Source organism: Paraburkholderia sediminicola (assembly GCF_046027825.1).
GTDB classification, from domain to species: domain Bacteria; phylum Pseudomonadota; class Gammaproteobacteria; order Burkholderiales; family Burkholderiaceae; genus Paraburkholderia; species Paraburkholderia sediminicola_D.
The window spans coordinates 1-24,099 of record NZ_JAQQDU010000053.1 but is presented as its reverse complement, the minus strand read 5'-3'; the positions used below and the strand labels follow the sequence as shown (position 1 = coordinate 24,099).

The 24,099-nt window shown below is 60.5% G+C and carries 18 protein-coding genes and 1 pseudogene; 16 read left to right on the top strand and 3 right to left on the bottom strand.

Translation table 11 applies throughout. The annotated features are described in order from the left end of the window. The first annotated feature begins 146 nt into the window (after positions 1 to 146). The 7 genes from PQQ96_RS25895 to PQQ96_RS25865 all read left to right on the top strand — a co-directional run bounded on the left by PQQ96_RS25895 (position 147) and on the right by PQQ96_RS25865 (position 12,485). Positions 147 to 1,187: a LacI family DNA-binding transcriptional regulator gene (locus tag PQQ96_RS25895; protein WP_408297971.1), complete on the top strand. Its 1,041-nt coding sequence runs from the start codon at positions 147 to 149 to the stop codon at positions 1,185 to 1,187. Between the two features lie 552 nt (positions 1,188 to 1,739). Continuing rightward, positions 1,740 to 3,509 carry a methyl-accepting chemotaxis protein gene (locus PQQ96_RS25890; RefSeq protein ID WP_408297969.1) on the top strand — a complete coding sequence of 590 codons (1,770 nt, stop codon included), beginning with the start codon at positions 1,740 to 1,742 and terminating at the stop codon, positions 3,507 to 3,509. A gap of 337 nt (positions 3,510 to 3,846) precedes the next feature. After that, positions 3,847 to 4,608, top strand: a complete 762-nt coding sequence (locus PQQ96_RS25885; protein WP_408297967.1) for a hydratase — start codon at positions 3,847 to 3,849, stop codon at positions 4,606 to 4,608. A gap of 835 nt (positions 4,609 to 5,443) precedes the next feature. After that, positions 5,444 to 7,366, top strand: coding sequence for a PrkA family serine protein kinase (locus PQQ96_RS25880; RefSeq protein WP_201081880.1), 1,923 nt, complete (start codon positions 5,444 to 5,446; stop codon positions 7,364 to 7,366). 155 nt (positions 7,367 to 7,521) lie between these two features. Beyond that, positions 7,522 to 8,793 carry a YeaH/YhbH family protein gene (locus PQQ96_RS25875; RefSeq protein WP_408297965.1) on the top strand — a complete coding sequence of 424 codons (1,272 nt, stop codon included), beginning with the start codon at positions 7,522 to 7,524 and terminating at the stop codon, positions 8,791 to 8,793. Beyond that, positions 8,790 to 10,508, top strand: a complete 1,719-nt coding sequence (locus tag PQQ96_RS25870; RefSeq protein ID WP_408297964.1) for a SpoVR family protein — start codon at positions 8,790 to 8,792, stop codon at positions 10,506 to 10,508. The genes PQQ96_RS25875 and PQQ96_RS25870 overlap by 4 nt, the downstream gene beginning before the upstream one ends. A 663-nt stretch (positions 10,509 to 11,171) precedes the next feature. Continuing rightward, complete coding sequence (locus PQQ96_RS25865; RefSeq protein WP_408297962.1) at positions 11,172 to 12,485, top strand: MFS family transporter; 1,314 nt, start codon at positions 11,172 to 11,174, stop codon at positions 12,483 to 12,485. A gap of 151 nt (positions 12,486 to 12,636) precedes the next feature. Here PQQ96_RS25865 and PQQ96_RS25860 read toward each other — a convergent pair whose 3' ends face one another. Continuing rightward, entirely contained in the window at positions 12,637 to 12,858 is a 222-nt protein-coding gene (locus PQQ96_RS25860; protein WP_063495933.1) for a hypothetical protein, read from the bottom strand. Positions 12,859 to 13,149: 291 nt separating this feature from the next. Here PQQ96_RS25860 and PQQ96_RS25855 point away from each other — a divergent pair, with 291 nt between their 5' ends. The 3 genes from PQQ96_RS25855 (at position 13,150) to PQQ96_RS25845 (ending at position 15,523) form a co-directional block, all read left to right on the top strand. Continuing rightward, a complete protein-coding gene (locus PQQ96_RS25855; protein WP_408297960.1) occupies positions 13,150 to 13,971 on the top strand; it encodes an ABC transporter substrate-binding protein in 822 nt (273 codons plus the stop codon). 98 nt (positions 13,972 to 14,069) lie between these two features. Then, on the top strand, positions 14,070 to 14,795 hold the full coding sequence (locus tag PQQ96_RS25850) for an amino acid ABC transporter permease (RefSeq protein WP_408297958.1): 726 nt from the start codon (positions 14,070 to 14,072) through the stop codon (positions 14,793 to 14,795). A gap of 2 nt (positions 14,796 to 14,797) precedes the next feature. Beyond that, positions 14,798 to 15,523 carry an amino acid ABC transporter permease gene (locus tag PQQ96_RS25845; protein WP_408297956.1) on the top strand — a complete coding sequence of 242 codons (726 nt, stop codon included), beginning with the start codon at positions 14,798 to 14,800 and terminating at the stop codon, positions 15,521 to 15,523. A 114-nt stretch (positions 15,524 to 15,637) separates the two neighbouring features. On the opposite strand, the pseudogene PQQ96_RS25840 reads toward PQQ96_RS25845, so the two are convergent. Both PQQ96_RS25840 and PQQ96_RS25835 read right to left on the bottom strand, forming a co-directional pair. After that, a pseudogene (locus tag PQQ96_RS25840) lies at positions 15,638 to 16,602 on the bottom strand (glycosyltransferase family 2 protein). A 210-nt stretch (positions 16,603 to 16,812) separates the two neighbouring features. Next, a complete protein-coding gene (locus tag PQQ96_RS25835) occupies positions 16,813 to 16,992 on the bottom strand; it encodes a hypothetical protein (protein ID WP_408297954.1) in 180 nt (59 codons plus the stop codon). 602 nt (positions 16,993 to 17,594) lie between these two features. On the opposite strand from PQQ96_RS25835, the gene PQQ96_RS25830 reads away from it, so the two are divergent. From PQQ96_RS25830 to PQQ96_RS25805, 6 genes are all read left to right on the top strand, one after another. After that, complete coding sequence (locus tag PQQ96_RS25830; RefSeq protein WP_408297952.1) at positions 17,595 to 18,626, top strand: ABC transporter substrate-binding protein; 1,032 nt, start codon at positions 17,595 to 17,597, stop codon at positions 18,624 to 18,626. Positions 18,627 to 18,708: 82 nt separating this feature from the next. Next, the gene (locus tag PQQ96_RS25825; RefSeq protein ID WP_408297950.1) at positions 18,709 to 19,755 is read left to right on the top strand and encodes an aromatic ring-hydroxylating dioxygenase subunit alpha; all 1,047 of its coding nucleotides are present in this window, start codon (positions 18,709 to 18,711) and stop codon (positions 19,753 to 19,755) included. Positions 19,756 to 19,757: 2 nt separating this feature from the next. Then, positions 19,758 to 20,591 carry an ABC transporter ATP-binding protein gene (locus PQQ96_RS25820; protein ID WP_408297948.1) on the top strand — a complete coding sequence of 278 codons (834 nt, stop codon included), beginning with the start codon at positions 19,758 to 19,760 and terminating at the stop codon, positions 20,589 to 20,591. A gap of 224 nt (positions 20,592 to 20,815) precedes the next feature. After that, positions 20,816 to 21,577, top strand: coding sequence for an ABC transporter permease (locus PQQ96_RS25815; protein WP_408297946.1), 762 nt, complete (start codon positions 20,816 to 20,818; stop codon positions 21,575 to 21,577). A gap of 19 nt (positions 21,578 to 21,596) precedes the next feature. Then, positions 21,597 to 23,039, top strand: coding sequence for an isoxanthopterin deaminase (locus PQQ96_RS25810; RefSeq protein WP_408297944.1), 1,443 nt, complete (start codon positions 21,597 to 21,599; stop codon positions 23,037 to 23,039). Positions 23,040 to 23,451: 412 nt separating this feature from the next. After that, positions 23,452 to 23,952 (top strand): hypothetical protein, encoded by a 501-nt coding sequence (locus PQQ96_RS25805; protein WP_408297942.1) that lies wholly within the window; start codon positions 23,452 to 23,454, stop codon positions 23,950 to 23,952. Positions 23,953 to 24,099 lie beyond the last annotated feature (147 nt).

Genomic DNA, 24,099 nt, shown 5'->3' with positions numbered 1-24,099 from the left:
GAGCAGTTGAAGCTGTTGAAGCAGTCGATGCAGGAAGCGCGGTAAAGCGTAAGTATTCATGGGTTTGGTCTGTCTTCGATGAAGACGTCCGGTGGGTCGCCAGGTGGCGTGGCCGGCGGGAACAACAGGCAGGAGAGCAACAGAATATGGCGACGATCAAGGATGTGGCGGCCGTGGCGGGGGTGTCGTTCACGACGGTATCGCACGTGGTGAACAACTCACGGCCGGTGTCGGCCGACGTGCGCGCGAAGGTCGAACACGCGATCCGTCAGCTTCACTATGTACCGTCGGCGGTGGCCCGCTCGCTCAAGGCGCGGGCGACAGCGACGATCGGTCTGGTGGTGCCGAACAGCACAAACCCGTATTTCGCGGAGATGGCACGCGGTATCGAGGATGGTTGCTCGCGCAACGGCTATTGCCTGTTCTTCTGCAATTCCGACGACGATCCGGCCAAGCAGCGTAATTATCTGCGCGTGTTGCAGGAAAAGCGCATCGACGGACTGATCGTCGCCTCCGCCGGCGACGACGCAGTGCTGGCGCAGACACTCGCCGACGCCCGCGAGCCGCTGGTCGTCGTGGACCGCAATATCGAAGGCGTGAACGCGGATCTGGTGCAGATCGACCACGAGAAGGGCGGCTACCTCGCGACGCGTCATTTGCTCGAACTGGGGCACGTACGGATTGGCTGCATCACCGGGCCAGTGAAGACGGCGGTGAGCGCCATGCGGGTGCACGGCTTCATCCGCGCGATGGCGGAGCGCGGTATCGAGATTCCGTCCGGGGCGATCGTCGAAAGCGATTTTTCGGGCGCGGGCGGCCATCGCGCGGCCTCACAGCTGTTCGACACGGTGAAGCCGTCGGCGATTTTTGCCGGTAACGACATGATGGGCATCGGCGCGCTGCGCGCCGCGGCGGAGCGCAATATCAGCGTGCCGCGCGACTGTTCGATCATCGGTTTCGACGATATCGAACTGGGACGATTTACGTATCCGTCGCTCTCGACCGTGGGGCAGTCGGTCCGCGCACTCGGCGATATGGCCGCGCAGACCTTGATCGAACGCATCGCCGGGACGTCGTCGGGTAATCCGCGCGCGCCGGGGCGCCGACGTGTCGTGTCGCCGCGCCTGATCGTGCGCGAATCGACCGCGACCTGGGCCGGCGCGGCCAGGCGCGATCTGGCAGCCTGATATCAGGCGCTGCCTTGCCGGGCGCGGGCCGAAAGGCTTGGCGTCCGGTCTTTCGTGCTGCTTTTGCAACTTTGCTGAGCGTGCGCCAACGCCAGGCTCAGAGTTGGGCGTAAAGCCGGGCGCGGAAATTTTGCGCCCGTCACGGAGATGCGCCCCAACTAGACCCGGGGCCGTGCCGCGTCCAGGCTCCGCTTCCTCAAAATTAACCGACCGCACTCATCAGCGCCTCAGTGCCTGCCCGCCAGTCGATCCTTCCGCTTGAGCCTGTCTTTTACGTCCTCGGTTTGCCGCCGGGGCCGTTCAAATTTCACTCCCTGAATGCCAGACACACTGCGTGACCTTCGTGCAGGCGTGGTCTGTCGGCATTTTGTAATTTCTTCCAATTTCTTACAACGTCTTTCTTCATACCATATAAGACCTTCAAGTATGCAGGCGGAATGCCGTAAACCTGAGTATTAGAGCGCGGCATCAAATCAGCGCCATGCACGCAGACGCCACACGTTACCCCGCGCTGCGCACGCAGCCTCTCATTTGCTAAGTACAGGAACAAGCATGTTGAACAAAGGCATCACGATCAAGGCGCGGATTGGCCTCACGATGGCTTTTCTCGCCGCGCTGCTAGTCGCCATTGGCGTTTTCGGTCTGTTCGGCATGAGCCGTTCGAACGACGCTTACCAGGACACTTTCACTAACGCCATGCCGAGCGCGGTCGATATCGGCAATGCCGAACTGTTTGCGGCGCGCGAGCGCCTGGCGCTCGACCGGGCCGCGTTCATGATCGGCACGCCGGAAGCGGCGTCGACGCTCGAGCGCGCGCGTTCGATGCGCGTCACCTCCGACATGTGGTGGAAAAAGTATATGGACCTGCCGCGCGACGCTGAGGAAGACCGTCTCGCGCAGGACGTTATCGCCAAACGTGACGCGCTGCATCAGCAATTGGACCTGTTTTCGGCATCGGTCGCGGCGAACGACCAGACCAAGGTCGTCGACGGCGCCAAGCGCATCTCGGATAGGTACAATGATCTCGCCACCTCCGACGACGCGCTGCGCAAGTTCCAGTTTGTATCGGCCAAGGAAGGTTACGACTCCGCGCAAAGCACTTTCGAAGTGTTCCGCATGGTGAGCGCCGGCGCACTGCTGGTCGGCGTGCTTGCCGCCGTGCTGTCCTACGTGACGCTGAGCCGCGCGATTGCCCGTCCGCTCGACGCAGCCCTGGGTCATTTCGACGAGATCTCCGCAGGCGATCTTCGCCGCCCGGTCTTGGTCACCTCGCGTGACGAAATGGGGCAGTTGCTCGAAGGCATCGCCAAAATGCAGCGCAGTCTCACCGAAACGGTGCGTACGGTGCGCGGCGGCAGTGAATCGATCGCGACGGCCACGCGCCAGATCGCGGCCGGCAATATCGACCTGTCCTCGCGCACGGAAGAGCAGGCGTCGGCATTGCAGGAAACCGCGTCGAGCATGGAAGAGCTAACCGGCACGGTCAAGCAGAACGCCGACAACGCCCGCCAGGCGAGCTCGCTCGCGGCCAATGCGTCGGAGATCGCCAACAGGGGCAGCGCGGTGGTCGGCCAGGTGGTCGGCACGATGGGTGACATCAATCAGAGCTCGGCGAAGATTGCCGACATCATTTCGATCATCGAAGGGATTGCGTTCCAGACCAACATTCTGGCCCTGAATGCAGCCGTGGAAGCCGCACGGGCTGGCGAAGAAGGGCGTGGCTTCGCGGTGGTGGCAGGTGAAGTGCGCAGCCTCGCGCAGCGTTCGTCGGCGGCGGCCAAGGAAATCAAGGAACTGATTGACACGTCGGTGGAGCGCGTGCAGTCCGGCTCCGCGCTGGTCGACGAAGCCGGCCGCACGATGACCGAGATCATCGGCGCGGTGCAGCGCGTGACCGACATCATGGGTGAGATCGCCGCGGCCTCGGAAGAGCAGAGCAGCGGCATCGACCAGGTGGCGCGCGCGGTCACGCAGATGGACGAAGTCACGCAGCAAAATGCCGCGCTGGTGGAAGAAGCCGCCGCGGCAGCATCTTCCCTCGAAGATCAGGCGGGCAAGCTGCGTACCGCGGTCGCGGTGTTCCAGCTCGAAGAAAGCGGCTTCAAGGCACCGGTGAGCGCGGCGCCGAAGCGCGCGGCCGCGCCGGTTCGCCCGATGGCGGCACGTAAGGTGTCACAACCTGCGGCACACACCGGTGCGCAGCCCGCCACGGGGGCCAAGGCCACGGCACCTGCAGCGGCGCCGGCCGCCGCCGCGCCGACGAGAACACCCGCCAAGGCAGCGGCGAGCGCGGGCAGCGATCAGGATTGGGAAACCTTCTGATCGGTATGACAGCGGCCACCACGCCGCAACATTCGTTCCCGGTGATGCGTCAGAGGGAACCACGCTTGTGCGGCTCGGCCGCATGACGACAAAGACCGCGATTGCGTAGGCAACCGCGGTCTTTTTTCGTGGTTTGCGGACTAAGTCACGTTCATGAACGTTGTCCGCGCCCTGGCGAGCGTCGTGATCCGGTACATTGACGGGCGCGACTACGGCTTGCATCGGCAACATCGCCGCTGCAGGCTGTCAGCGCGCGGACCGTGAGCCCGCTTTTCTTCAACTGCCGCAGCTCAGCGCGGCGCACCACCGCTCAACGCGCCAGCCATAAAGGACCGACATGACGCCATACGACCTCGCGCACCGCCTCGTCGAAGCCCGCCGGCAGCATCGCCCGATCGATGCGCCCCCACCCGACAGCCTGCCGCCTGACGCAGCAACCGCGTACGCGATCCAGCAGGCTGTTATCGTGGGCCTCGGCGACTCGACGGGGGCGTGGAAGATCGGTGCCAGAGCGCCGGGCGGGGCCGCCGCAGGCGCGCCGATTCCGGCTTCGCTGGTCCTGCCGTCGCCCGCGCGGGTGGCCCATACCGGTTTCTTCCGGGTGCTGGTGGAGCTGGAGATCGCCTTTCGTTTCGCCGAGGCGATCGAGCCGCGCGGCCGGGCTTATGCGCGCGATGAGGTGCTCTCGAAGGTCGGAGTCGTGCTGCCGACCATCGAGATCGTCGATAGCCGCTTTACCGAATGGCCCAATGTCGCGCCGCTCGCGCAACTGGCTGACGCACAGAACAACGGCGCATTGATCACGGGCCATCCGGTGGCCTATGCGGGCCTCGCACGCAGTTTCGATTTTGTGTCGCCCGAACTGGAGCTGAGCTTCAACGGCGACTCGCTGGTGCCTGAAGCCACCGGTAATCCGGCCGGCGATCCGCGCGAACTGCTGGTGTGGTTCGTCAACCATTGTGCCGCCATGGGCATTACCATCGAGCCGGAATGGACGATCACCACGGGTTCGTACGTCGGTGCGCACAATGTGGACAAGCCGGGCATCGTCCGCGGCCATATCGACGGTCTCGGTGAAGTGGAGATTGAACTGACCTGAGCGCGTCACCGTGTACTTGTAACGGCGCGATTGTCACCGCCCGCCTGTAACGGTCCATGACGAAGCTTCAAGAAAACGGCTGCCTGCGGGCGGCCGTTTTACATTTGCCGCATCTGCACTGGGTGCTTTGCCGTATACACCTATGAAGCGGCCCATTACGCGGCCGTGATCCAGTTATACGGGCGACTAACCATACCGTCGACGCGGTTAATGCAAAAGGTCCGGCGTGAACGGCAAGCGCGTGGCGTTCCACCACACTCGATGTGAAATGGCGCGGAACAAAACCTTCGGTGCATTGACGAACCGCTTGATGATGCGCCGGTGAACAACGCCTCAGGTCAGCACGGTGAACGAACATGTAACACAGCGTTTATTGCTGTAGACCAAATGGCGATGCCGCGCGTTGATTAAAAAAGTGCCGGGGCACAGGAAAACGCATAACGTCCGCGCTCGATGAAATAAAGTGTGCGCATGCAGACAGGCCGTCCGGTGCAGCAGTGAGATTGTTCGATGAACGAGACGATTCGTGTAACAGAGCATTGCGCGATTTGCTGGGCAGCACGGCAAGCAGAGGGTGTGGCAAGACAAGGATGGCAGTGGAGAGGCAGCAACGTGGGCCTGCAAGTGCTGCGCAATCGCTGTGATGCGAGTGCAAGATTGTAGGTGAGCGAATCTGTGTTTCCAAGTGAGGAATGTTGGGAGGCGGGTACGGCGCGATTTTCGCAACGTAGTTCGTGAAAAAAAATTTAAAAGGGTTTAGGATGAATTCGAGCGATGTCGTTTCCGAATAGCGCGCCGCGCACGACATCGGTCTAGACTTCGGCGAGGAGGTAGCATGGATATCTACAGCAGTTTCGCGACCCGCTTCGAGAAAACGCGAGAAGATGAACTCTCGCTCGAGGAGTATCTCGCGCTCTGCAAAGACAATCCCGCCGCGTACGCCACGGCTGGCGAACGCATGTTGACGGCAATCGGGGAACCAGAACAGATCGACACTCGCAACGATCCGCGCATGTCGCGCATCTTCGCGAACAAGGTGATCAAGGTATACCCCGCGTTCCGTGAGTTCTACGGAATGGAAGATGTGATCGAGCAGGTGGTCGCGTACTTCCGGCACTCGGCCCAGGGGCTCGAAGAAAGAAAGCAGATCCTGTATCTGTTAGGGCCAGTCGGCGGCGGTAAATCGTCCATCGCGGAACGTCTGAAGCAACTCATGGAACGCGTGCCGTTCTACTCGATCAAGGGCTCGCCCGTGAACGAGTCGCCCCTCGGTCTGTTCGACTACGACGAGGACGGTCCGATCCTCGAAGAGCAGTACGGTATTCCACGCCGCTACCTGAAAAATATTCTTAGCCCGTGGGCGGTCAAGCGCCTGCACGAATACAACGGCGACATCCGCAAGTTCCGCGTGGTGCGCCGCTACCCATCGATCCTTCGTCAGATCGGCATTGCCAAGACCGAGCCGGGTGACGAAAACAATCAGGACATTTCGTCGCTGGTCGGCAAGGTCGATATCCGCAAGCTCGAACAGTACGCACAAGACGACGCGGACGCATACAGCTACTCCGGTGGCCTGTGCCTCGCGAATCAGGGCTTGCTCGAGTTCGTTGAAATGTTCAAGGCGCCGATCAAGGTCTTGCACCCGCTGCTGACCGCGACTCAGGAAGGCAACTTCAAGGGCACGGAAGGCTTCGGCGCGATTCCGTTCGACGGCGTGATCCTCGCCCACTCGAACGAGTCGGAATGGAAGGCGTTCCGCAACAACCGTAACAACGAAGCACTCCTCGACCGGATCTTCGTGGTGAAGGTGCCGTATTGCCTGCGCTACGGCGAAGAGGTGAAGATTTACGAGAAGCTGCTGCGTAATTCGTCGCTGGCCAATGCGATATGCGCGCCGGGTACGCTGAAGATGATGGCGCAGATGTCGGTGCTCACGCGTTTGCAGGAGCCGGAAAACTCCAGCCTGTTTTCGAAGATGCAGGTGTACGACGGCGAGAATCTCAAGGACACCGATCCGAAGGCCAAGTCGTATCAGGAGTATCGCGACTTCGCGGGCGTGGATGAAGGGATGACCGGCGTGTCGACCCGTTTCGCGTTCAAGATCCTGTCGCGTGTCTTCAACTTCGATTCGACCGAAGTCGCGGCGAATCCGGTGCATTTGATGTACGTGCTTGAACAGCAGATCGAGCGCGAGCAGTTCCCACCGGAAACCGAGCAGAAGTATCTGTCGTTTATCAAGGACGTGCTGGCGTCGCGCTATGCCGAGTTCATCGGCAAGGAGATTCAGACCGCGTATCTGGAGTCGTACTCCGAGTATGGTCAGAATATTTTCGATCGCTATGTGACATATGCGGACTTCTGGATTCAGGATCAGGAGTTCCGCGACCACGACACCGGCGAGAGTTTCGACCGCGCGGCACTGAACGCCGAACTGGAGAAGATCGAGAAACCCGCGGGCATCAGCAACCCGAAGGACTTCCGCAACGAGATCGTCAACTTCGTGCTGCGTGCGCGTGCTGCCAATGCGGGGAAAAATCCTGCCTGGATCAGCTACGAGAAGCTGCGCGTCGTGATCGAAAAGAAGATGTTCTCGAACACGGAGGAACTGCTGCCGGTGATCTCGTTCAACGCCAAGGGCTCGGCGGAAGAGCAACGCAAGCACGAAGACTTCGTCAACCGGATGGTGACGAAGGGCTATACGCCGAAGCAGGTGCGCTTGCTATGTGACTGGTATCTGCGCGTGCGCAAGTCGTCATGATACGCACTGCGTGCCGCCCGCGCGGTCCGACCGCGCGGGCACCTTGCGAGGCGCAAGCTGCATGGACATAGCGTTGCGTTTGCAGACATGAGTATGCAAACATGCCTATGTAATGTGCGTCTCGTGCAGCGGAAATTTGCAGTGGGAGACCGGGCGTGCTTCATCAAATCATCGACCGCAGGTTAGCAGGCAAGAACAAGAGCATTGCAAACCGCGAGCGCTTTCTGCGCCGCGTTAAGAACTATATTCGTCGCGCCGTCTCGGAAGCGGTGCGCGACCGTAGCATCAAAGACATCCAGAACACCCAGAGCATCACCATCCCGCGCAAGGACATCGCGGAACCGTCGTTCCGGCATGGTCCCGGCGGCAAGCGGGAAATGGTGCATCCAGGCAACTCGGACTACATTCGCGGCGACAAGATCCAGCGCCCGCAAGGGGGCGGCGGCGGAGGCGGGGGCAACCAGGCCAGCAACGAAGGCGAGGGTCAGGACGACTTCGTGTTCGAGTTGAGCCGCGAAGAATTCATGCAGTATTTCTTCGACGATCTCGAGCTCCCGCGTCTTGTCAAAACCCATCTGATGGCCGTGCCGACGTGGAAAAGCATCCGCGCCGGCTGGGCTGCCGAAGGCACGCCGAATAATATCGACGTGGTCCGTTCGCTGCGCAGCGCGCTCGGCCGCCGCATCGCGCTCGGTGCGCCGCTCGTCAATCAGTTGCACGAGATGGAGCGGCAACTCGAAGTGATGAAGGCCGATCCGGACGACCGTCGCGACGAAATCAAACTGCTCGAAGAAGAAATCCACCATTTGCGCGGGCGCATCTGGCGTATTCCGTTTATCGATCCGTTCGATCTGCGCTATGTGAACCGGGTGAAGCAACCTACGCCGTCGAGCCAGGCCGTGATGTTCTGTCTGATGGATGTGTCCGGTTCCATGGACGAGCAGCGCAAGGACCTCGCCAAGCGCTTCTTCATCCTGCTGTATCTGTTCCTCAAGCGTAACTACGAAAAGATCGAAGTGGTGTTCATTCGTCACCACACCCGCGCCGAGGAAGTCGACGAAGACACGTTCTTCCATTCGACGGAAAGCGGCGGCACGGTGGTGTCGAGCGCGCTGGAGTTGATGCAGAAGGTGATGGACGAGCGCTATTCGCCGACTGAATGGAATATTTACGGCGCTCAGGCTTCTGACGGCGACAATTGGACCGACGATTCGCCCAAGTGCCGCAAGATACTTTCGGATGACATCCTGGACAAGGTGCGCTATTTTGCGTATATCCAGGTCACGCCGGAAGAGCAGAACCTGTGGCTCGAATATGCCCAGTTGGCGCTGAGCCAGCCGCATATGGCGATGAAGAAGGTCGAAACCGCGGCCGACATCTATCCGGTGTTTCGGGAGTTGTTTGAAAAGCAGGTGGCGTCTTCATGACGACAAAACACCTGCACAACGAAGCGCGCGGCTATCAGCCGGAGCGTGGGAAAGGCGTGCCGCAGAAGCAACAGTCGGGGCATGCCGAGGCGAAGGCGGACGATACGGGAGCCGCCGCAGCCGGAGCAGTCGACGCAGCTGCAGCACGGGGACACACCGGAACGCCCACTGAGGGGCAAAGGGAAGTCCGTATGAACGTAGCCGATAGACGGCCTTTGCCGTGCCCGTCCGACTGGACCTTCGAATTGATCGAGGAGTACGACACGCATATTGCCCGTGTTGCAGAGCAATATGAACTCGACGTCTATCCGATCCAGCTCGAACTCATCAGCGCCGAACAGATGATGGACGCTTACGCGTCCGTCGGCATGCCGGTGAACTACCGTCACTGGTCGTTCGGCAAACACTTTCTCTCCACCGAAAAGAGCTACCGTCGGGGGCAGATGGGGCTGGCGTATGAGATCGTCATCAATTCGAACCCCTGCATCGCGTACCTGATGGAAGAGAACACGATGACGATGCAGGCGCTCGTCATCGCGCACGCGGCCTATGGGCACAACTCGTTCTTCAAGGGCAACTATCTGTTCAAGCTGTGGACGGATGCGCACGCGATCATCGATTACCTCGTCTACGCGAAGAATTACATCGCTGAGTGCGAGGAGCGCTTCGGGCTTGACCGGGTGGAGGAACTGCTCGACTCGTGCCACGCGTTGATGAACTACGGCGTGGACCGTTACAAGCGGCCGCAGAAGCTCTCGCTGGAAAAGGAGTTTGCGGCGCGCCGCGAACGTGAGGCGTATCTGCAATCGCAGGTCAACGAACTGTGGCGCACCTTGCCGACCCGGCATACACCATTGCCGGAGGAAATCGAGGAGCGTTATCCGCCGGAGCCGCAGGAAAACCTGTTGTATTTCGCGGAGAAGAACGCGCCGTTTCTTGAGCCGTGGGAACGGGAAGTGATCCGGATCGTGCGCAAGGTCGGGCAGTATTTCTATCCGCAACGGCAAACCCAGGTCATGAACGAAGGCTGGGCCACGTTCTGGCACTACACCTTGCTCAACACGATGTACGCCCAGGGCAAGCTGGAAGACGGTTTCATGATGGAGTTTCTCCATTCGCACAGCAATGTGGTCTACCAGCCGCCGGTCACGAAACCGTATTACAGCGGCATCAACCCGTATGCGCTCGGTTTTTCGATGATGAGCGATATCCGCCGGATCTGCGAATCGCCGACGGAGGAGGACCGCAAGTGGTTCCCCGAACTCGCCGGCAGTCCGTGGCTACCCGCGATGCACTATGCGATGCGCAACTTTAAGGACGAGAGTTTCGTCGCTCAGTATCTGTCGCCGCATCTGATCCGGGAGATGCGTCTGTTCTCGGTGCTCGATGACGATATGCGCGATGCGCTCGAAGTGTCGGCGATTCATGACGACAGTGGGTATCAGTACGTGCGTCAGGCGTTGTCGCGGCAGTACGACATGCATCATCGGGAGCCGAATATTCAGGTGTGGGCGGTGAATACGCGTGGTGACCGGAGCCTGACGTTGCGGCATTTCATGAGCGACAACCGGCATCTGTCCGGCGATAGCGATGAGGTGCTGAAGCACATGGCGCGCTTGTGGCAGTTCGACGTCTTCCTGGAAAGCGTCGATGAGAATGGCACGGTGAGGAAGCGGTATGAGTGTAAGTATGTGCCTCCGGCAGTGAGGGTTTGAGGAGGGGGTGCCCGCGGGGCGGGGGTGGTGCCGTTCCGCTCCGCGGGGGTCTCGGTGTTCTTGTTTTGGTTACCTGCGCGGCGCTTTTTGGCTGTGCCCTTACGGCGTTGGCCTTTCCTTGAATTGATATTGGATTATTAGCGTCGCCCCTGTGCGGGGCGGGCACCTACTTTTCTTTGCCTGCCGCAAAGAAAAGCAACCGTATTGGAAGTCAAGCGGCGAACAACTGCTCAAGGTGGAAACCGTTGGCGTCCGGGAGTATTTTGCACGCGCGAGTTGTCCTCGCGACCTGCACAGGGGCGACGCTAATAAACCACTAAGAAAACAAGGAAAGGCCAACGCCGCAGGCACACAGACGAACAAGCGCCGCACAGGCAAACAGATCAAGCAAAGCCCAACGCCGCAGGCACACGGACAGACCAAACACCGCGCGGGCAAAAAGCCAGGAAAAGGCCAACGCCGTAGGCATACAGACAAAAAACGCTGCGCGAACAAAAAACCACCCCTCCCGTCAGCGAACTTAACAAACTCCCATCTTCCCCTTTCAATTCGGTAAAATTCGCGCACACGCGCTATGGGTGCCCCTGCGGCACCTCGATGCCTGTGTTGTGAAGGCGGCGCCACGACCGCTACCTCCGTTTAAAGACAAGGAAAGACAACAATATGACCGACCTATCCGATCAAACCGTGGCCACGGCTCACGACGCACACGACACCCGGCGCCGCATCTTCGCGATCGTTGGCGCTTCATCGGGCAATCTAGTCGAGTGGTTCGACTTCTACGTGTACTCGTTCTGCGCGCTGTACTTCGCGCCGGCATTCTTCCCGAGCGGCAACACCACTACGCAGTTGCTCAACACCGCCGGCGTCTTCGCCGCAGGCTTCCTGATGCGCCCCATCGGCGGCTGGTTCTTCGGCCGGCTCGCCGACAAGCACGGGCGCAAGTCTGCGATGATGGTGTCAGTGTTCATGATGTGCGGCGGCTCGCTCGTGATCGCAGTGCTCCCCACGTATGCGCAGATCGGCGCCTTGGCGCCGGCGCTGCTGCTGGTCGCTCGCCTGTTCCAGGGCCTCTCGGTGGGCGGGGAATACGGCACCAGCGCGACTTATATGAGTGAAGTCGCGCTCAAGGGCCGTCGCGGTTTCTTCGCATCGTTCCAGTACGTCACGCTGATCGGCGGTCAGTTGTGCGCGCTGCTGGTGCTGGTGATCCTGCAACAAACGCTCTCCACCGAAGAGCTGAAAGCGTGGGGTTGGCGCGTGCCGTTCGTGATCGGCGCGTTGGCGGCCCTGGTCGCGCTGTATCTGCGTAAATCGCTCGAAGAAACCACCACGGCCGAGACGCGTCGGCGCAAGGAAGCCGGCACGCTGCGCGGCCTGTGGCAGCACAAGGGCGCCTTCGTGACGGTGCTCGGCTTCACGGCCGGCGGCTCGCTGATTTTCTATACGTTCACCACGTACATGCAGAAGTACCTGGTCAACACGGCCGGCATGCATGCCAAGACGGCCAGCAACGTGATGACCGCGGCGCTGTTCGTCTACATGGTGATGCAGCCGGCGTTCGGCGCCTTGTCGGACCGCATCGGCCGCCGTCGTTCGATGCTGTTCTTCGGTCTCTTCGCGACCATCGGCACTGTGCCGCTGCTGCACGCATTGAAAGACGTGACGAGCCCGTATGCGGCGTTCGGCCTTGTCGTCGTGGCGTTGGCGATCGTCAGCTTCTATACGTCGATCAGCGGCCTGATCAAGGCCGAAATGTTCCCGCCGGAAGTGCGCGCGCTCGGCGTGGGTCTGTCGTACGCGGTGGCCAATGCGATCTTCGGTGGCTCGGCGGAATATGTCGCGCTCTGGCTGAAGTCGGTGGGCAACGAGTCGATGTTCTACTGGTATGTGACCGCACTGTGCGCGATCGCCGGCCTCGTGGCGCTGCGCATGCGCGATCCTTCGAAAGAAGGGTATCTGCGTCACGAACCGTGAGCATAGGCGATACGCTCAAACAGCACGTATGAGCGCTGTTTGAAAACGGCGGCCAGGGGCAACCCGGCCGCCGTTTTTTTACTCTATCTGCAAGCGCGGCAAGCGCGGCAAGCGCGGCAAGCGCGGCAAGCACGGCAAGCACGGCGCACGCTCAAGCCACCACGATCTCCGTTCCCAGCACATGCAGCAGGTCGCGCAGCGCCTCGGCTTGCGCCATCTTCGCATCGCTGCGCAAATGAATCTGCACGGCTCGCCCCGCAATTCCATCGACGGGATGCGCAAGCCACAACTCCACAGCAAGCCCCAATCCTTCTGGCTGATTGACGACGACCGGCTCGATCACACGCGGCTTGAAACAGGCACTGTCGGACATGGCGAATCACCTCGGGGATGATGACGGATCGAGGTCCATCCTAATCAGCCGCACGCGCATGACCAAGCAACAAATACGCGTTTGCTAATGAGCGGATGCTTAGCAGAAAACGCGCTTAATACAGGAGCATTTCTTGGTTCGGTGCGCGCCGCGTCGCTGCTAATGTGGCGCCCATGCGTGGTTATCGGTTGCACCTCACGGTTGCAACGGATATCTCCAACACGCATCCGTTTCTGAAACATCGCACGCATATTGAACAAGCATCGCACGCAAACAAAGAGATCCATAAAAATGAAATCGACACTACTCGCTGCCTGGCTCATGACAATGACGGGGCTCTCGATGACGGTATCGGGACTCGCCCACGCCGACCGCCTCGACGACATCAAGAAAGCCGGCGTACTGCGCGTCGCAACTTTCGACAGCAACCCGCCGTTCGGCTACGTCGACGCAACCAGCAACCACATCGTCGGCCTCGACGTCGACTACGCGAAAGCGCTCGCCGATAAGCTCGGCGTGAAACTCGAACTTCAACCGACCAATCCGGCCAACCGCATTCCGTTCCTGACCTCGAAGAAAGTCGACCTGGTGCTCGCCAACTTCACGATCACCGACGAGCGCGCCAAACAGGTCGATTTCAGCATTCCGTATTTCTCCTCGGGGCAGCAGTTTCTGGCGAAGAAGGGCGTGCTGAAGTCGCCGGATCAGATCAACAGCCTGCGCGTGGGCGCCGACAAGGGCACCACCAACGAAATCACGCTGCGCGAGAAATTCCCGCAAGCCACGATCGTCGCGTACGACGACACGCCGTTCGCGTTCGCGGCCTTGCGCGCGGGCAACGTGCAGGCGATCACGCAGGACGGGCCGAAGCTGGTCGGCCTGCTCGCCAATGTGCCGGACAAGCAGAACTACGAGATTCCGGCGTTCACGATTTCGAACGACTACATGGGTGTCGGCATCCCGAAGGGCGAGACGCGCCTCGTCGGTTTCGTGAACGACACGCTGAAGGGACTGGAAGCCGACGGCTCGGCCGCGCAGATCTACAACCGCTGGTTTGGTCCGCAAACGAAGACGCCGCTTGCGCGCATCTTCAAGATTGGCGACAAGACCTGATCGCCGTGTCGCTGTAGCAACTGTGAATAAATGGGCACGTTGGCAACGTGCCCGTCGGCGTTTCTGAAAGAAGCAGGTTTAAAGAAGCAGGTTGAAAGATGCAAGCGTGGCTCGCTCCAAAGTATCTGATGTGGCTGTGGCAAGGCTTCGGCGTAACCGTCGGTCTCGCGTTGACGGCGGCGCTCGCGGCCACCTTGTTTGGCTTCGTGCTGGCGATCGCGCGTCATGCCCGGTATTGCTGGCTGCGTCGTGCAACGGCCACCTATGTACTAGTGTTTCGCAACACGCCGTTGCTGGTGCAACTGTTTTTCTGGTACTTCGGCGCGGCCACGTTGATGCCTGACGTAATGATGCAATGGCTGAACACGCCGCACGGTTTGCACATCGGTGCGTACGCGTTGCGCTGGCCATCGTTCGAATTTGTTGCCGGGTGGGTCGGGCTCACGTGCTATACGGCGGCGTTCATCGCCGAAGAATTCCAGGCGGGTTTGCGCGGCGTGCCGACCGGTCAGCATGCTGCAGCCGCGGCCCTGGGTCTCACGCCATTGCAGGCGTTCCGCTACGTCGTTCTGCCGCAAGCGGTGCGCATTTCGCTGCCGCCGCTCTTCGGTCAATACATGAACCTCGTGAAAAATTCATCGCTGACTATGGCGATTGGCCTTGCCGAACTGTCGTATGCATCGCGGCAGGTCGAGACGGAGAGCTTCAAAACTTTCGAGGCGTTCGGTGTGGCAACCGTGTTGTATATCGTTGCCATCGCTTTGATCGAAGCTGTCTCGCATACGGTGGCGCATGTGCGTGACCGCTCATTCGTGAGGCGCTGAGTATGACATGGTCGCTGCTTGCCAATAACCTGCCGTATCTGCTGGTCGGCGCATTTCCGCAAGGGCCGCTCGGCGGCGCGGCGCTCACCCTCGGGCTTGCCTTGTGTTCCGCGCTCGCGTCGGCCGTGCTCGGCGTCGCGGGTGGCATTGCGCTGGCGACGGCGGGGCGCGCCGCGCGTGTGCCGTTGCTACTCGTGATCGGTTTCTTCCGCGCGATTCCCGTGTTGATGCTGATCTTCTGGACGTATTTCCTGTTGCCGGTAGTCTTCCACGTCGATGTGCCAGGACTCGCAACGGTCGTCTGCGCGCTCTCGCTAGTCGGCGGCGCCTACCTTGCTCATTCGGTGCACGCGGGCATTCGCGCGGTCGGAGAGGGGCAGTGGCAAGCCGGGCTGTCGCTCGGCCTGACGCGCATGCAAGCCCTGCGCTACGTGTTGCTGCCTCAAGCGATGCGCATCATGGCGCCTTCGTTCGTGAATCAATGGGTGTCGCTGGTGAAGGACACCTCGCTCGCGTACATCGTCGGCGTCGGCGAACTGTCGTTCGTCGCGACGCAGGTCAGCAATCGGCTGATGGTGTACCCCGCGCAGATCTTCCTGTTCGTCGGTTTCATCTATCTTGTGTTGTGCACGGCGCTTGACTGGCTCGCCACTTATGCGCTGACGCGGCGCAAGCGCATCGTGCGATCGCACGCACCGGCCGCCGCAGAGGCATTGACTGGCGACTAACCGACTGATCGACCAGCCTTAAAGCAGCAGCGATGGTTGTCCAATGATCGGGTTCGTAGAACACTTTGCAGCGAAGGAAGGGGCTCGCATCCGGCTGTCGCTGCGTCAGGCGCGCTACCGCACGCTCACGGCCGCACGTGAGAGCATGAGCAGGTGGTAATAGAGCCGCACGCTGAAACCATAGTTGTAGGCAAAGAGATGTGTGAGCGCGATCTTCGACCCGAGTACCGCCTGGCGATTCTTCGCATGAACCGAGACGACGATCGGCGCGAGCCGGCGCAACGCCAGCTTGCGTGACGGTTCCAGTTGCGGCGGCAGACGAATGCATACGCACTGACGGTAGGGGCAACCGTCGTGCCGCGCGTGCTCTGCGAGATCGAGGTCGCGGTCTTCCGATACACCGACACGTAGTCGTGCAGATAAAACACCTCGCGCGCCGCGAGACAGAGTTCGGTGCCAAACACGAAATCGCAGCACATGCCGTACTGATCCTTGTAGCCGATCCGTTTGACAAGGTCCGCGTTGGCCATCCAGCCGTTATTCGGGAACATCTGGATCAGCCCGGTTCTGCCTGGCAAAGCCTGCAAACCTTCGGCGTCCTTCGTGCGGTGAAACGCCGTGTTCAGCCGCGTGCTCGCGTCGAAATCGACTGCGCCGCTGTGGTCGGCCTCGTACTGATCGGCGAATGCCACCTCCAGTTGCGGATGACGCGTCCATAGCGACACGAGCTTTTCGACGCCGTCGGTGGTGAGCAGGTCGTCGTCGTGAATCAGCAGAATCTTGTCGCCGCGTGCGTGCTCGAACAGGCTCGCGACGTTGCGCGCCTGGCCGAGCGACGGCTGGTTCTTCGTATAGCGGATGCGCGGTTCGTTCGCATAGCGCGTCGCCATCAACTGCTGGGTGCGCACGTCCTTCGAATCGTCGCCGATCACGATTTCCAGATTGCCGTAGCGTTGCGCAAGGCAGGAGTCGATACATGCGACAAGCAGTTCAGGCCGATCGCACGTGGGCAGGCAAATGGAAACCTTCGGGACCGGAGGGAGTGTGGAGGAGGTCGAGGAGGTGAGTGAGATGGACATGGGCTTCGCCGTTTTATCTGTTGAGGGGCGGCAGCCGGTTCGCTTGGCGCTCACGTTGCTGCAAGCAGGAAAATAGTCCATCGCGCCAGAAAAATAATTGGTAATAATTCGGAAAAAATGTCTGCCTTCTGAAAGGCTTTAGAAGGGAAGATTTATGCGGTTTTGCCGCTTATGCGCAGCAAAGCCGCTCGCAGACTAGTGCTCGATATTTCAACTGACTGACGGTTCGCCCTCGCCAGGTTTCTTGCCCGGCCGGTCAGCGGGAGACTGATGGCGCCCCTCATCGTCGCGTTCGGGCAGCTTGCTCTTTTCATTGTCGCTGTGAATGACAGGTTGCGGATGTTCGATGTCGGCCGGCTTGGTCGAGGTGCTTTCATGGGTTGCGCTCATTTTCGTGCTCCTGGTTTGAGGACACTTAATGGGTAGCAAGGCTCAGTCCTGACGACGGGGTGCGTCTTATCGTGCGGCATGTGCGCTGCGCCAAAACGCACACCGGATGCACCCGCACGGTGCCGACGCGCTTCGCGCGAGTGCAGTGGCGCGTCAAAGCGCGAGCCGTGCCTGGCTCGAAACGCCCGCGGTTGCGCGGTGCATGCTGCCGCGCAACAATTGGCACAACATTCGCTTAAAGGGACACCAGAGTAGAAGCGGCTAGCGAGCCGGCATGCAAGTGCCGGTCACCGTGGGGCATTGCTCTTGGGGCGCATCGTGCGCCCACGTCGAAGCAATTCGACGTTTGAACGGAACCGTCCGGTTCCGCCAACAAGGAGCGTGCGATGCAGTTGCCCCAAATTTTCACCCGACTGTTATGCGTCTGTGCACTCCGTGCTAATACGCGCGGCGATCTGCGTTCGTTTGCGCCTGTGCGTGTGCATGCATTTGCAGGCCTGCGTGATCTCGTTCACGTGCAGTGCATGGGGCAGGCCGCCCGTTCCTCGTCGCTTTGCCTTCCCACCATCCCAACTATTCCCACGTTCACACGGAGTTCAGTCATGCGCGTTCTGCATCTTCTCTCCCGCATTGCACGAATTGCCTCTTGCGGTCACTCATTTATCGCGCGGACCGTTAGCGCCGCCGCGCTCGCCAGCGGCATGCTCGCCGCGCCGCTGGCCCATGCCGAAGATCACGTCACGTTGCTGACCAGCTGGTACGCACAAGCTGAGCACGGCGGTTTCTATCAGGCGGTGGCGACCGGCATTTACAAGAAGTATGGGTTGGATGTCACGATCAAAATGGGCGGTCCGCAAGTCAACGGCATGCAGTTGCTCGCCGGCGGCCAGGCGGATTTCCTGCTCGGTTACGACTTCCAGGTGCTCTCGAGCGTCGAAGCCGGTATTCCCGTCACCACGGTTGCCGCGGCATTCCAATACGACCCGCAAGGCATGATGACCCACGCCGACGTGACCAGTCTCGCCGGCCTGAAGAACAAGACCATCCTTGTCGCCGGTTCGGGCCGCACGACCTGGTGGCCGTGGCTCAAGGCGAAATACGGCTACACCGAGGCGCAAGCGCGTCCGTACACCTTCAACCTGCAGCCGTTCTTCGCCGATCCGAACGTGGCGATGCAGGCGTATCCGTCGTCGGAAACCTATCAGGCTGAGCAGGCCCACGCGAACGCGCACTTCTTCCTGTTCGCCGACGACGGCTATCCGCCCTACAACACGACGATCGTCACGATGCGCGACACGCTCAAGAACAAGCCGGATGTGGTGGCGCGTTTCGTGAAGGCATCGATGGAAGGGTGGAAGAGCTATCTGAACGATCCGGCGCCCGCTAATGCGCTGATCAAGAAAGACAACCCGCAGATGAGCGACGGGCAACTTGCCTACGGGGTGGCGCAACTGAAGAAACTCAAGCTTGTGACGGGCGGCGATGCGGCGACCCAAGGTATCGGCACGATGACCGATGCGCGCTGGAAGAAGACCTTCGAGTACATGGTCGACGCGAAGCTGCTCAAACCCTCGACCGACTATCACGCGGCCTACACGCTGCAGTACATCCAGAACGCGAAGGTCATGCCCTGAGTGCTGAGGCGCTTGAGGCCCGGTCGCCGCCGGCACCGTTTGCACAGCAAATACGTTTAAAGCTTAAAGAAGGAGTTTCACCATGCTGGTCACTCGTCAAAAAGTTTTGCGCCGCTTCTGGTACGCAATCATGCCGATGACGCAACTCGATGCCGGTCCGCAGCCGTTCACCTTGCTCGGCGAGCCGATCGTGTTATGGAAGGGCGCAGGCGGCAAGCCGCACGCACTGCGCGATCGCTGTTGCCATCGCACGGCGAAACTGTCGAAGGGTTTCGTCGACAACGACGGCAATATCGCCTGCGGCTATCACGGCTGGACCTACGACTGCACCGGCCAATGCGTGAAGATTCCGCAGAACGGCGGCAGCGCGATTCCGTCGCGCGCGGTCGTGCCGTCGTACCACTGCGAAGAACGCTACGGCTATGCGTGGGTCGCGCTCGACGATCCGCTGCAACCGATTCCCGAGTTTCCGGAAGAAGGGGCGCCCGGTTATCGCCGTATCTTGCAGTTCTATGAGCGATGGGAAGCGAGCCCGCTACGCATGATGGAAAACTCCTTCGACAACTCGCACTTCAGCTTCGTGCACAAAGGCAACTTCGGTCTGTTCGATAACCCGAAACCGTCGAAGTATGAGTTCCGTCCGAACGAATGGGGCTTCGAAGCCGAAACGCATGTCCCCGTGCGCAATCCGCCGGCGAGCTATCGCATCACGGGCACGACCGAGGAGGTCACTGAGCGCCATCTGATCAACCGCTGGTACATGCCGTTCGCGCGCCGCTTCGGTTGCGTGTATCCGGCGAGCGGCATCCATCACATCATCTATAACTGCGCGACGCCGATCGACGACCGCACGCTGATGCTGTCGCAATGGCTCTATCGTAACGACACGGAAGACGCGTGTTCGACGCAGGAACTGATCGACTGGGACCGTCCGATCACTGACGAAGACCGCGACATTCTCGAAGCGACCGACTACGACGCATGCATCGACGTACGCCGTCAGCAGGAATGCCACATGGAATCGGACCAGCCCGGTTTGCTGATGCGCCGCATGTTGCTGAAGCTATTGAACGATAACGGCGAGTCCGAAATCTTTCGCGAAGTATTCCCCATCAACGTGGAGGCATGATCATGGCGTCCGCTCAAACCTGGTCTCCGAAGCCGCCTGTCCCTTTACTGTCGGTGCAGCGCGTCGACAAGCGCTATCCGAACGGCACGGTTGCGCTCGAAGACGTGCGGCTTTCGATCGAAGCCGGCGAGTTCATCTCCTTGCTCGGGCCGTCCGGCTGCGGCAAGAGCACCTTGCTGAAGATGTTCGCCGGCATTGAAACGCCGACGCACGGCCATATGCGCTGGTGGGGTCAGCCGTTCGACACGGTCGGCTCGAAAGGGCGGCGCATGTCGATGGTGTTTCAGGAAGCGACCTTGATGCCTTGGGCCACCGTCGCCGATAACGTCCGCCTGCCGCTCGATCTCGCGCACGTGCCGCGCCGTGAAGCGGATGCACGCGTCGCCGAGGCCCTCGATGGCGTGGGGCTCGCGAAGTTCGGCACGGTGCTGCCGCGCGAGTTGTCGGGTGGCATGCAGATGCGCGCGTCGCTGGCGCGTGCGCTCGTCACCGAACCGGATCTGCTGTTGCTCGACGAACCGTTCGGCGCGCTCGACGAGTTCACCCGCAACCGCCTCGACAGCGATTTGCGCGCGCTGTGGCGACGGCGTGGCATGACGGTGGTGTTCGTCACGCACAGCATTTACGAAGCGGTCTATCTATCGAGCCGCGTGGTGGTGATGCAGGCACGACCGGGTCGCATCATCGCTGAAGTGCCGATTGATGGCCCGCTCGAACGCGACGATGCATTCCGTGTCGGTGAGCCGTTCATGCAGCACTGCAAGACGCTCTCCGAGTTGATTACCGATGCACATCGTGCGTCGTTTGCGAACGAAGAAACAGGAGTGCAATCATGACAGGCGAAGTGCTTGCGGGTCATTCGACCAACACCAAAGCCAGGGACGCCAGAGACATCAGGGACGCAAGGGATGCGAGGGATGCGAGGGACGCGAGGGACGCGAGGGACGCGAGGGACGCGAGGGATGCGAGGGATGCGAGGGATGGCGGGGACAGCAGGGACACCAACCGCACCCCGGCGGCCGCGAAGACCACGCGTCGACCGTGGTTGCAACGTCTCGGCATGACGAAGGCGATCGCACCGTGGGTGGTCGGTGTGGTGGTGCTGGCGTTGTGGCAGGGCTGGTGCGTGCTGATGAAGGTGCCTGCGTATCTGGTGCCGTCGCCGTCGGCGATCGCGACCGAGTTGGTGCAGGACGCGCCCTTGCTGTTCGGCAGTTTGCTGGCGACGTTGAAAATCACGCTGCTGGCGTTTGCACTTGCCACCGTGCTGGGCGTCGTCATCGCCTTGCTGTTCGTGCAGAGCCCGCTGATCGAAGCGAGCCTGTTTCCGTATGCGATTCTGTTGCAGGTGACGCCGGTTGTGGCGATCGCGCCGCTGATCATCATCTGGGTCAAGGACATGAATGTGGCGCTGGTGCTATGCGCGACGTTGGTGGCTTTGTTCCCGATCATCTCGAACACGGCGCTCGGCTTGCGCAGCGTGAATCCGGGTTTGATCAACCTCTTCAGGAGCAATCGCGCGACCCGTTGGCAGACCTTGGTGCGCTTGCGAATTCCGAGCGCGTTGCCGTATTTCTTCGGCGGCCTGCGGATTTCGAGCGGCCTTTCGCTGATCGGCGCGGTGGTCGCCGAGTTCGTCGCGGGGACGGGCGGCAGCGGCGCGGGCCTTGCTTATCAGATTCTGCAGGCGGGTTTTCAGCTGAATATTCCGCGGCTTTTTGCGGCACTGTTGCTGATCACCGTGACGGGCGTCGTGCTATTCGCCATCACGGCATGGGTATCGCGCATCGGTTTGCGTGGCTGGCACGATAGCCAACTTTGATTTTTTCGCGCTCAGGCTTATGACCCCATACGACACGAAACCCTCTACGCTGATTCGTAACGCCGCCGCGATCATGACGGGCGGACGCGGTACGGCGGATGATCCATCGCGTGTGAAGGGTCCCGACATTCGCATCGTCGGCGACACGATCGACGCAATCGGCGCGCTTACGCCACGTCCTGGCGAGACGGTTGTGGACGCTACCGATTGCGTGATTTACCCAGCGTGGGTCAACACGCATCACCATCTGTTCCAGTCGTTGCTCAAGGGTGACACCGCCGGACTCGATGCCACGCTCACGCCATGGCTTGCGGCGACACCGTATCGCTTTCGTGCGCTATTCGACGAGCGGCGCTTCCGGCTCGCGGCGCGCATTGGTCTGATCGAACTTGCGCGTTCCGGCTGCGCGACGGTGGCCGATCACAACTACGTGTACTACCCGGGCATGCCGTTCGACAGTTCGGCGATTCTGTTTGAGGAAGCGGAGAAGCTCGGTTTGCGTTTCGTCCTGCTGCGCGGCGGCGCGACGCAAACGCGGCAACTCGAAGCCGAATTGCCGACGGCGTTACGTCCCGAAACGCTGGACGCCTACGTCGCTGATATCGAACGGCTTGCGGCCCAATACCACGATGCTTCACCGCGAGCGATGCAGCGGGTCGTGATGGCGCCGACCACGGTGTTGTATTCGATTTCTCCTCACGAGATGCGTGAGACGGCGGCGGTCGCACGCCGGTTGGGTTTGCGTTTGCATAGCCACTTGTCGGAGACGGTCGGCTATCAGGACAGTGCGCAGTCGATGCACCGGCAGTCTCCGGTCGCTTTCTGCGGCGAGCACGACTGGCTTGGCAGCGACGTGTGGTACGCGCATCTCGTCAAGGTCGACGCCGACGAAATTGCGCTGCTCGCGCAGACGGGCACAGGTGTCGCGCATTGTCCGCAGAGTAACGGGCGGCTGGGCAGCGGCATTTGCCCGGTGCGGGAGATGGCTGACGCTGGGGTGCCGGTGTCGATTGGCGTCGACGGTGCGGCTTCGAACGAAGCGGCCGACATGATTTCCGAAGTCCATATGACGTGGCTGGCGCAGCGGGCGCGGCTTGGGATGATGGCGCAGCCGGCGTATCGGGGCGGCAGTTTTGAAGGTGGCGCGGGTGCAGCCAGTGTGGCTGATGTGATTCATTGGGGGACGGCGGGCGGGGCTCGCGTCATGGGGCTGGATGAGGTTGGGAAGGTTGCGGTGGGTTATGCCGCGGATCTTGCGGTTTATCGGCTCGACGATCCGAGGTATTTTGGGTTGCATGATCCGGCGATTGGGCCGGTTGCCTCGGGGGGGAGGCCATCGCTGGCCGTGCTTTTTTCTGCTGGGAAGCGGGTTGTTGTTGATGATCAGATTGAGGGAGTCGATCTTGGGGCGCTGGCGCGCGAGGCTCGGAGGGTTGTGAGGGAGTTGCTGGATGAGGTTTGAGGAATAGGGTTTGGGGTTTTTTTTTGCCTGCGCGGCGCTTTGTCTGTGCGCCTGCGGCGTTGGCCTTTCCTTGAATTGATATTGGACTATTAGCGTCGCCCCTGTGCGGGGCGGGCACCTACTTTTCTTTGCCTGCCGCAAAGAAAAGTAGGCAAAAGAAAGCGGCTCGAACCCCCTGCTAAGCGGGTCCCTCGCAGAGTTGCGGCAGTGGTGCATCTGGAATCCGTGCCCTCGCACATTCGGCGTCAGTGACAAAGCACTCATCAGCTCCCACTCCGCACTGCGTGCGTCGCGGATGGGGCTGCATGGGAAACCAGAGGTTTCGCTTCGACGCTGTGGGGGCCATCGGCTTCGCCTCGGCGAAGCACCTCTGCAATCATGGGCGAACCCCGACTTCGAATGATATGTCGGTGTGCATAGCAGAGCAGTAGCAGTAGCAGTAGCAGTAGCAGTAGCAGTAGCAGTAGCAGTAGCAGTAGCAGTAGCAGTAGCAGTAACAGTAGCAGTAACAGTAGCAGTAACAGTAGCAGTAACAGTAACAGTAGCAGTAACAGTAGCAGTAACAGTAGCAGTAACAGTAGCAGTAACAGTAGCAGTAACAGTAGCAGTAACAGTAGCAGTAACAGTAGCAGTAACAGTAGCAGTAACAGTAGCAGTAACAGTAACAGTAGCAGTAACAGTAGCAGTAGCAGTAACAGTAGCAGTAGCAGTAACAGTAGCAGTAACAGTAGCAGTAACAGTAACAGTAACAGTAACAGTAACAGTAACAGTAACAGCCGCAGTTGTAGTTGTAGTTGTAGTTGTAGTTGCAGTTGCAGTTGCAGTTGCAGTTGCAGTTGCAGTTGCTGTCGCTGTCGCGATCGCAGTGGCGGTAGCAGTGGCAGTAGCGGTGCAACGACGAATCACGATCTAGTGTGGAAACGCGAGTGCGGAACGCGGCGGGTGGTTTAATGAAATGCGCTTCGGCGCGCGCAGCGCCGCCGGAAGTATGACTGCCTTGTCACTCGCGTCGAATGTGCGAGGGCACAGATTCCAGATGCACCACTGCCCCCTCCAAGCC

Excerpts from the sequence above, each read along its gene's own strand:
- PQQ96_RS25855 (WP_408297960.1), top strand. The coding sequence starts at position 13,150 with ATGAAATCGACACTACTCGCTGCCTGGCTCATGACAATGACGGGGCTC.
- PQQ96_RS25885 (WP_408297967.1), top strand. The coding sequence starts at position 3,847 with ATGACGCCATACGACCTCGCGCACCGCCTCGTCGAAGCCCGCCGGCAG.
- PQQ96_RS25865 (WP_408297962.1), top strand. The coding sequence starts at position 11,172 with ATGACCGACCTATCCGATCAAACCGTGGCCACGGCTCACGACGCACAC.
- PQQ96_RS25860 (WP_063495933.1), bottom strand. The coding sequence starts at position 12,858 with ATGTCCGACAGTGCCTGTTTCAAGCCGCGTGTGATCGAGCCGGTCGTC.
- PQQ96_RS25850 (WP_408297958.1), top strand. The coding sequence starts at position 14,070 with ATGCAAGCGTGGCTCGCTCCAAAGTATCTGATGTGGCTGTGGCAAGGC.
- PQQ96_RS25835 (WP_408297954.1), bottom strand. The coding sequence starts at position 16,992 with ATGAGCGCAACCCATGAAAGCACCTCGACCAAGCCGGCCGACATCGAA.
- PQQ96_RS25870 (WP_408297964.1), top strand. The coding sequence starts at position 8,790 with ATGACGACAAAACACCTGCACAACGAAGCGCGCGGCTATCAGCCGGAG.
- PQQ96_RS25830 (WP_408297952.1), top strand. The coding sequence starts at position 17,595 with ATGCGCGTTCTGCATCTTCTCTCCCGCATTGCACGAATTGCCTCTTGC.
- PQQ96_RS25815 (WP_408297946.1), top strand. The coding sequence starts at position 20,816 with ATGACGAAGGCGATCGCACCGTGGGTGGTCGGTGTGGTGGTGCTGGCG.
- PQQ96_RS25895 (WP_408297971.1), top strand. The coding sequence starts at position 147 with ATGGCGACGATCAAGGATGTGGCGGCCGTGGCGGGGGTGTCGTTCACG.
- PQQ96_RS25890 (WP_408297969.1), top strand. The coding sequence starts at position 1,740 with ATGTTGAACAAAGGCATCACGATCAAGGCGCGGATTGGCCTCACGATG.
- PQQ96_RS25825 (WP_408297950.1), top strand. The coding sequence starts at position 18,709 with ATGCTGGTCACTCGTCAAAAAGTTTTGCGCCGCTTCTGGTACGCAATC.
- PQQ96_RS25845 (WP_408297956.1), top strand. The coding sequence starts at position 14,798 with ATGACATGGTCGCTGCTTGCCAATAACCTGCCGTATCTGCTGGTCGGC.
- PQQ96_RS25880 (WP_201081880.1), top strand. The coding sequence starts at position 5,444 with ATGGATATCTACAGCAGTTTCGCGACCCGCTTCGAGAAAACGCGAGAA.
- PQQ96_RS25820 (WP_408297948.1), top strand. The coding sequence starts at position 19,758 with ATGGCGTCCGCTCAAACCTGGTCTCCGAAGCCGCCTGTCCCTTTACTG.
- PQQ96_RS25810 (WP_408297944.1), top strand. The coding sequence starts at position 21,597 with ATGACCCCATACGACACGAAACCCTCTACGCTGATTCGTAACGCCGCC.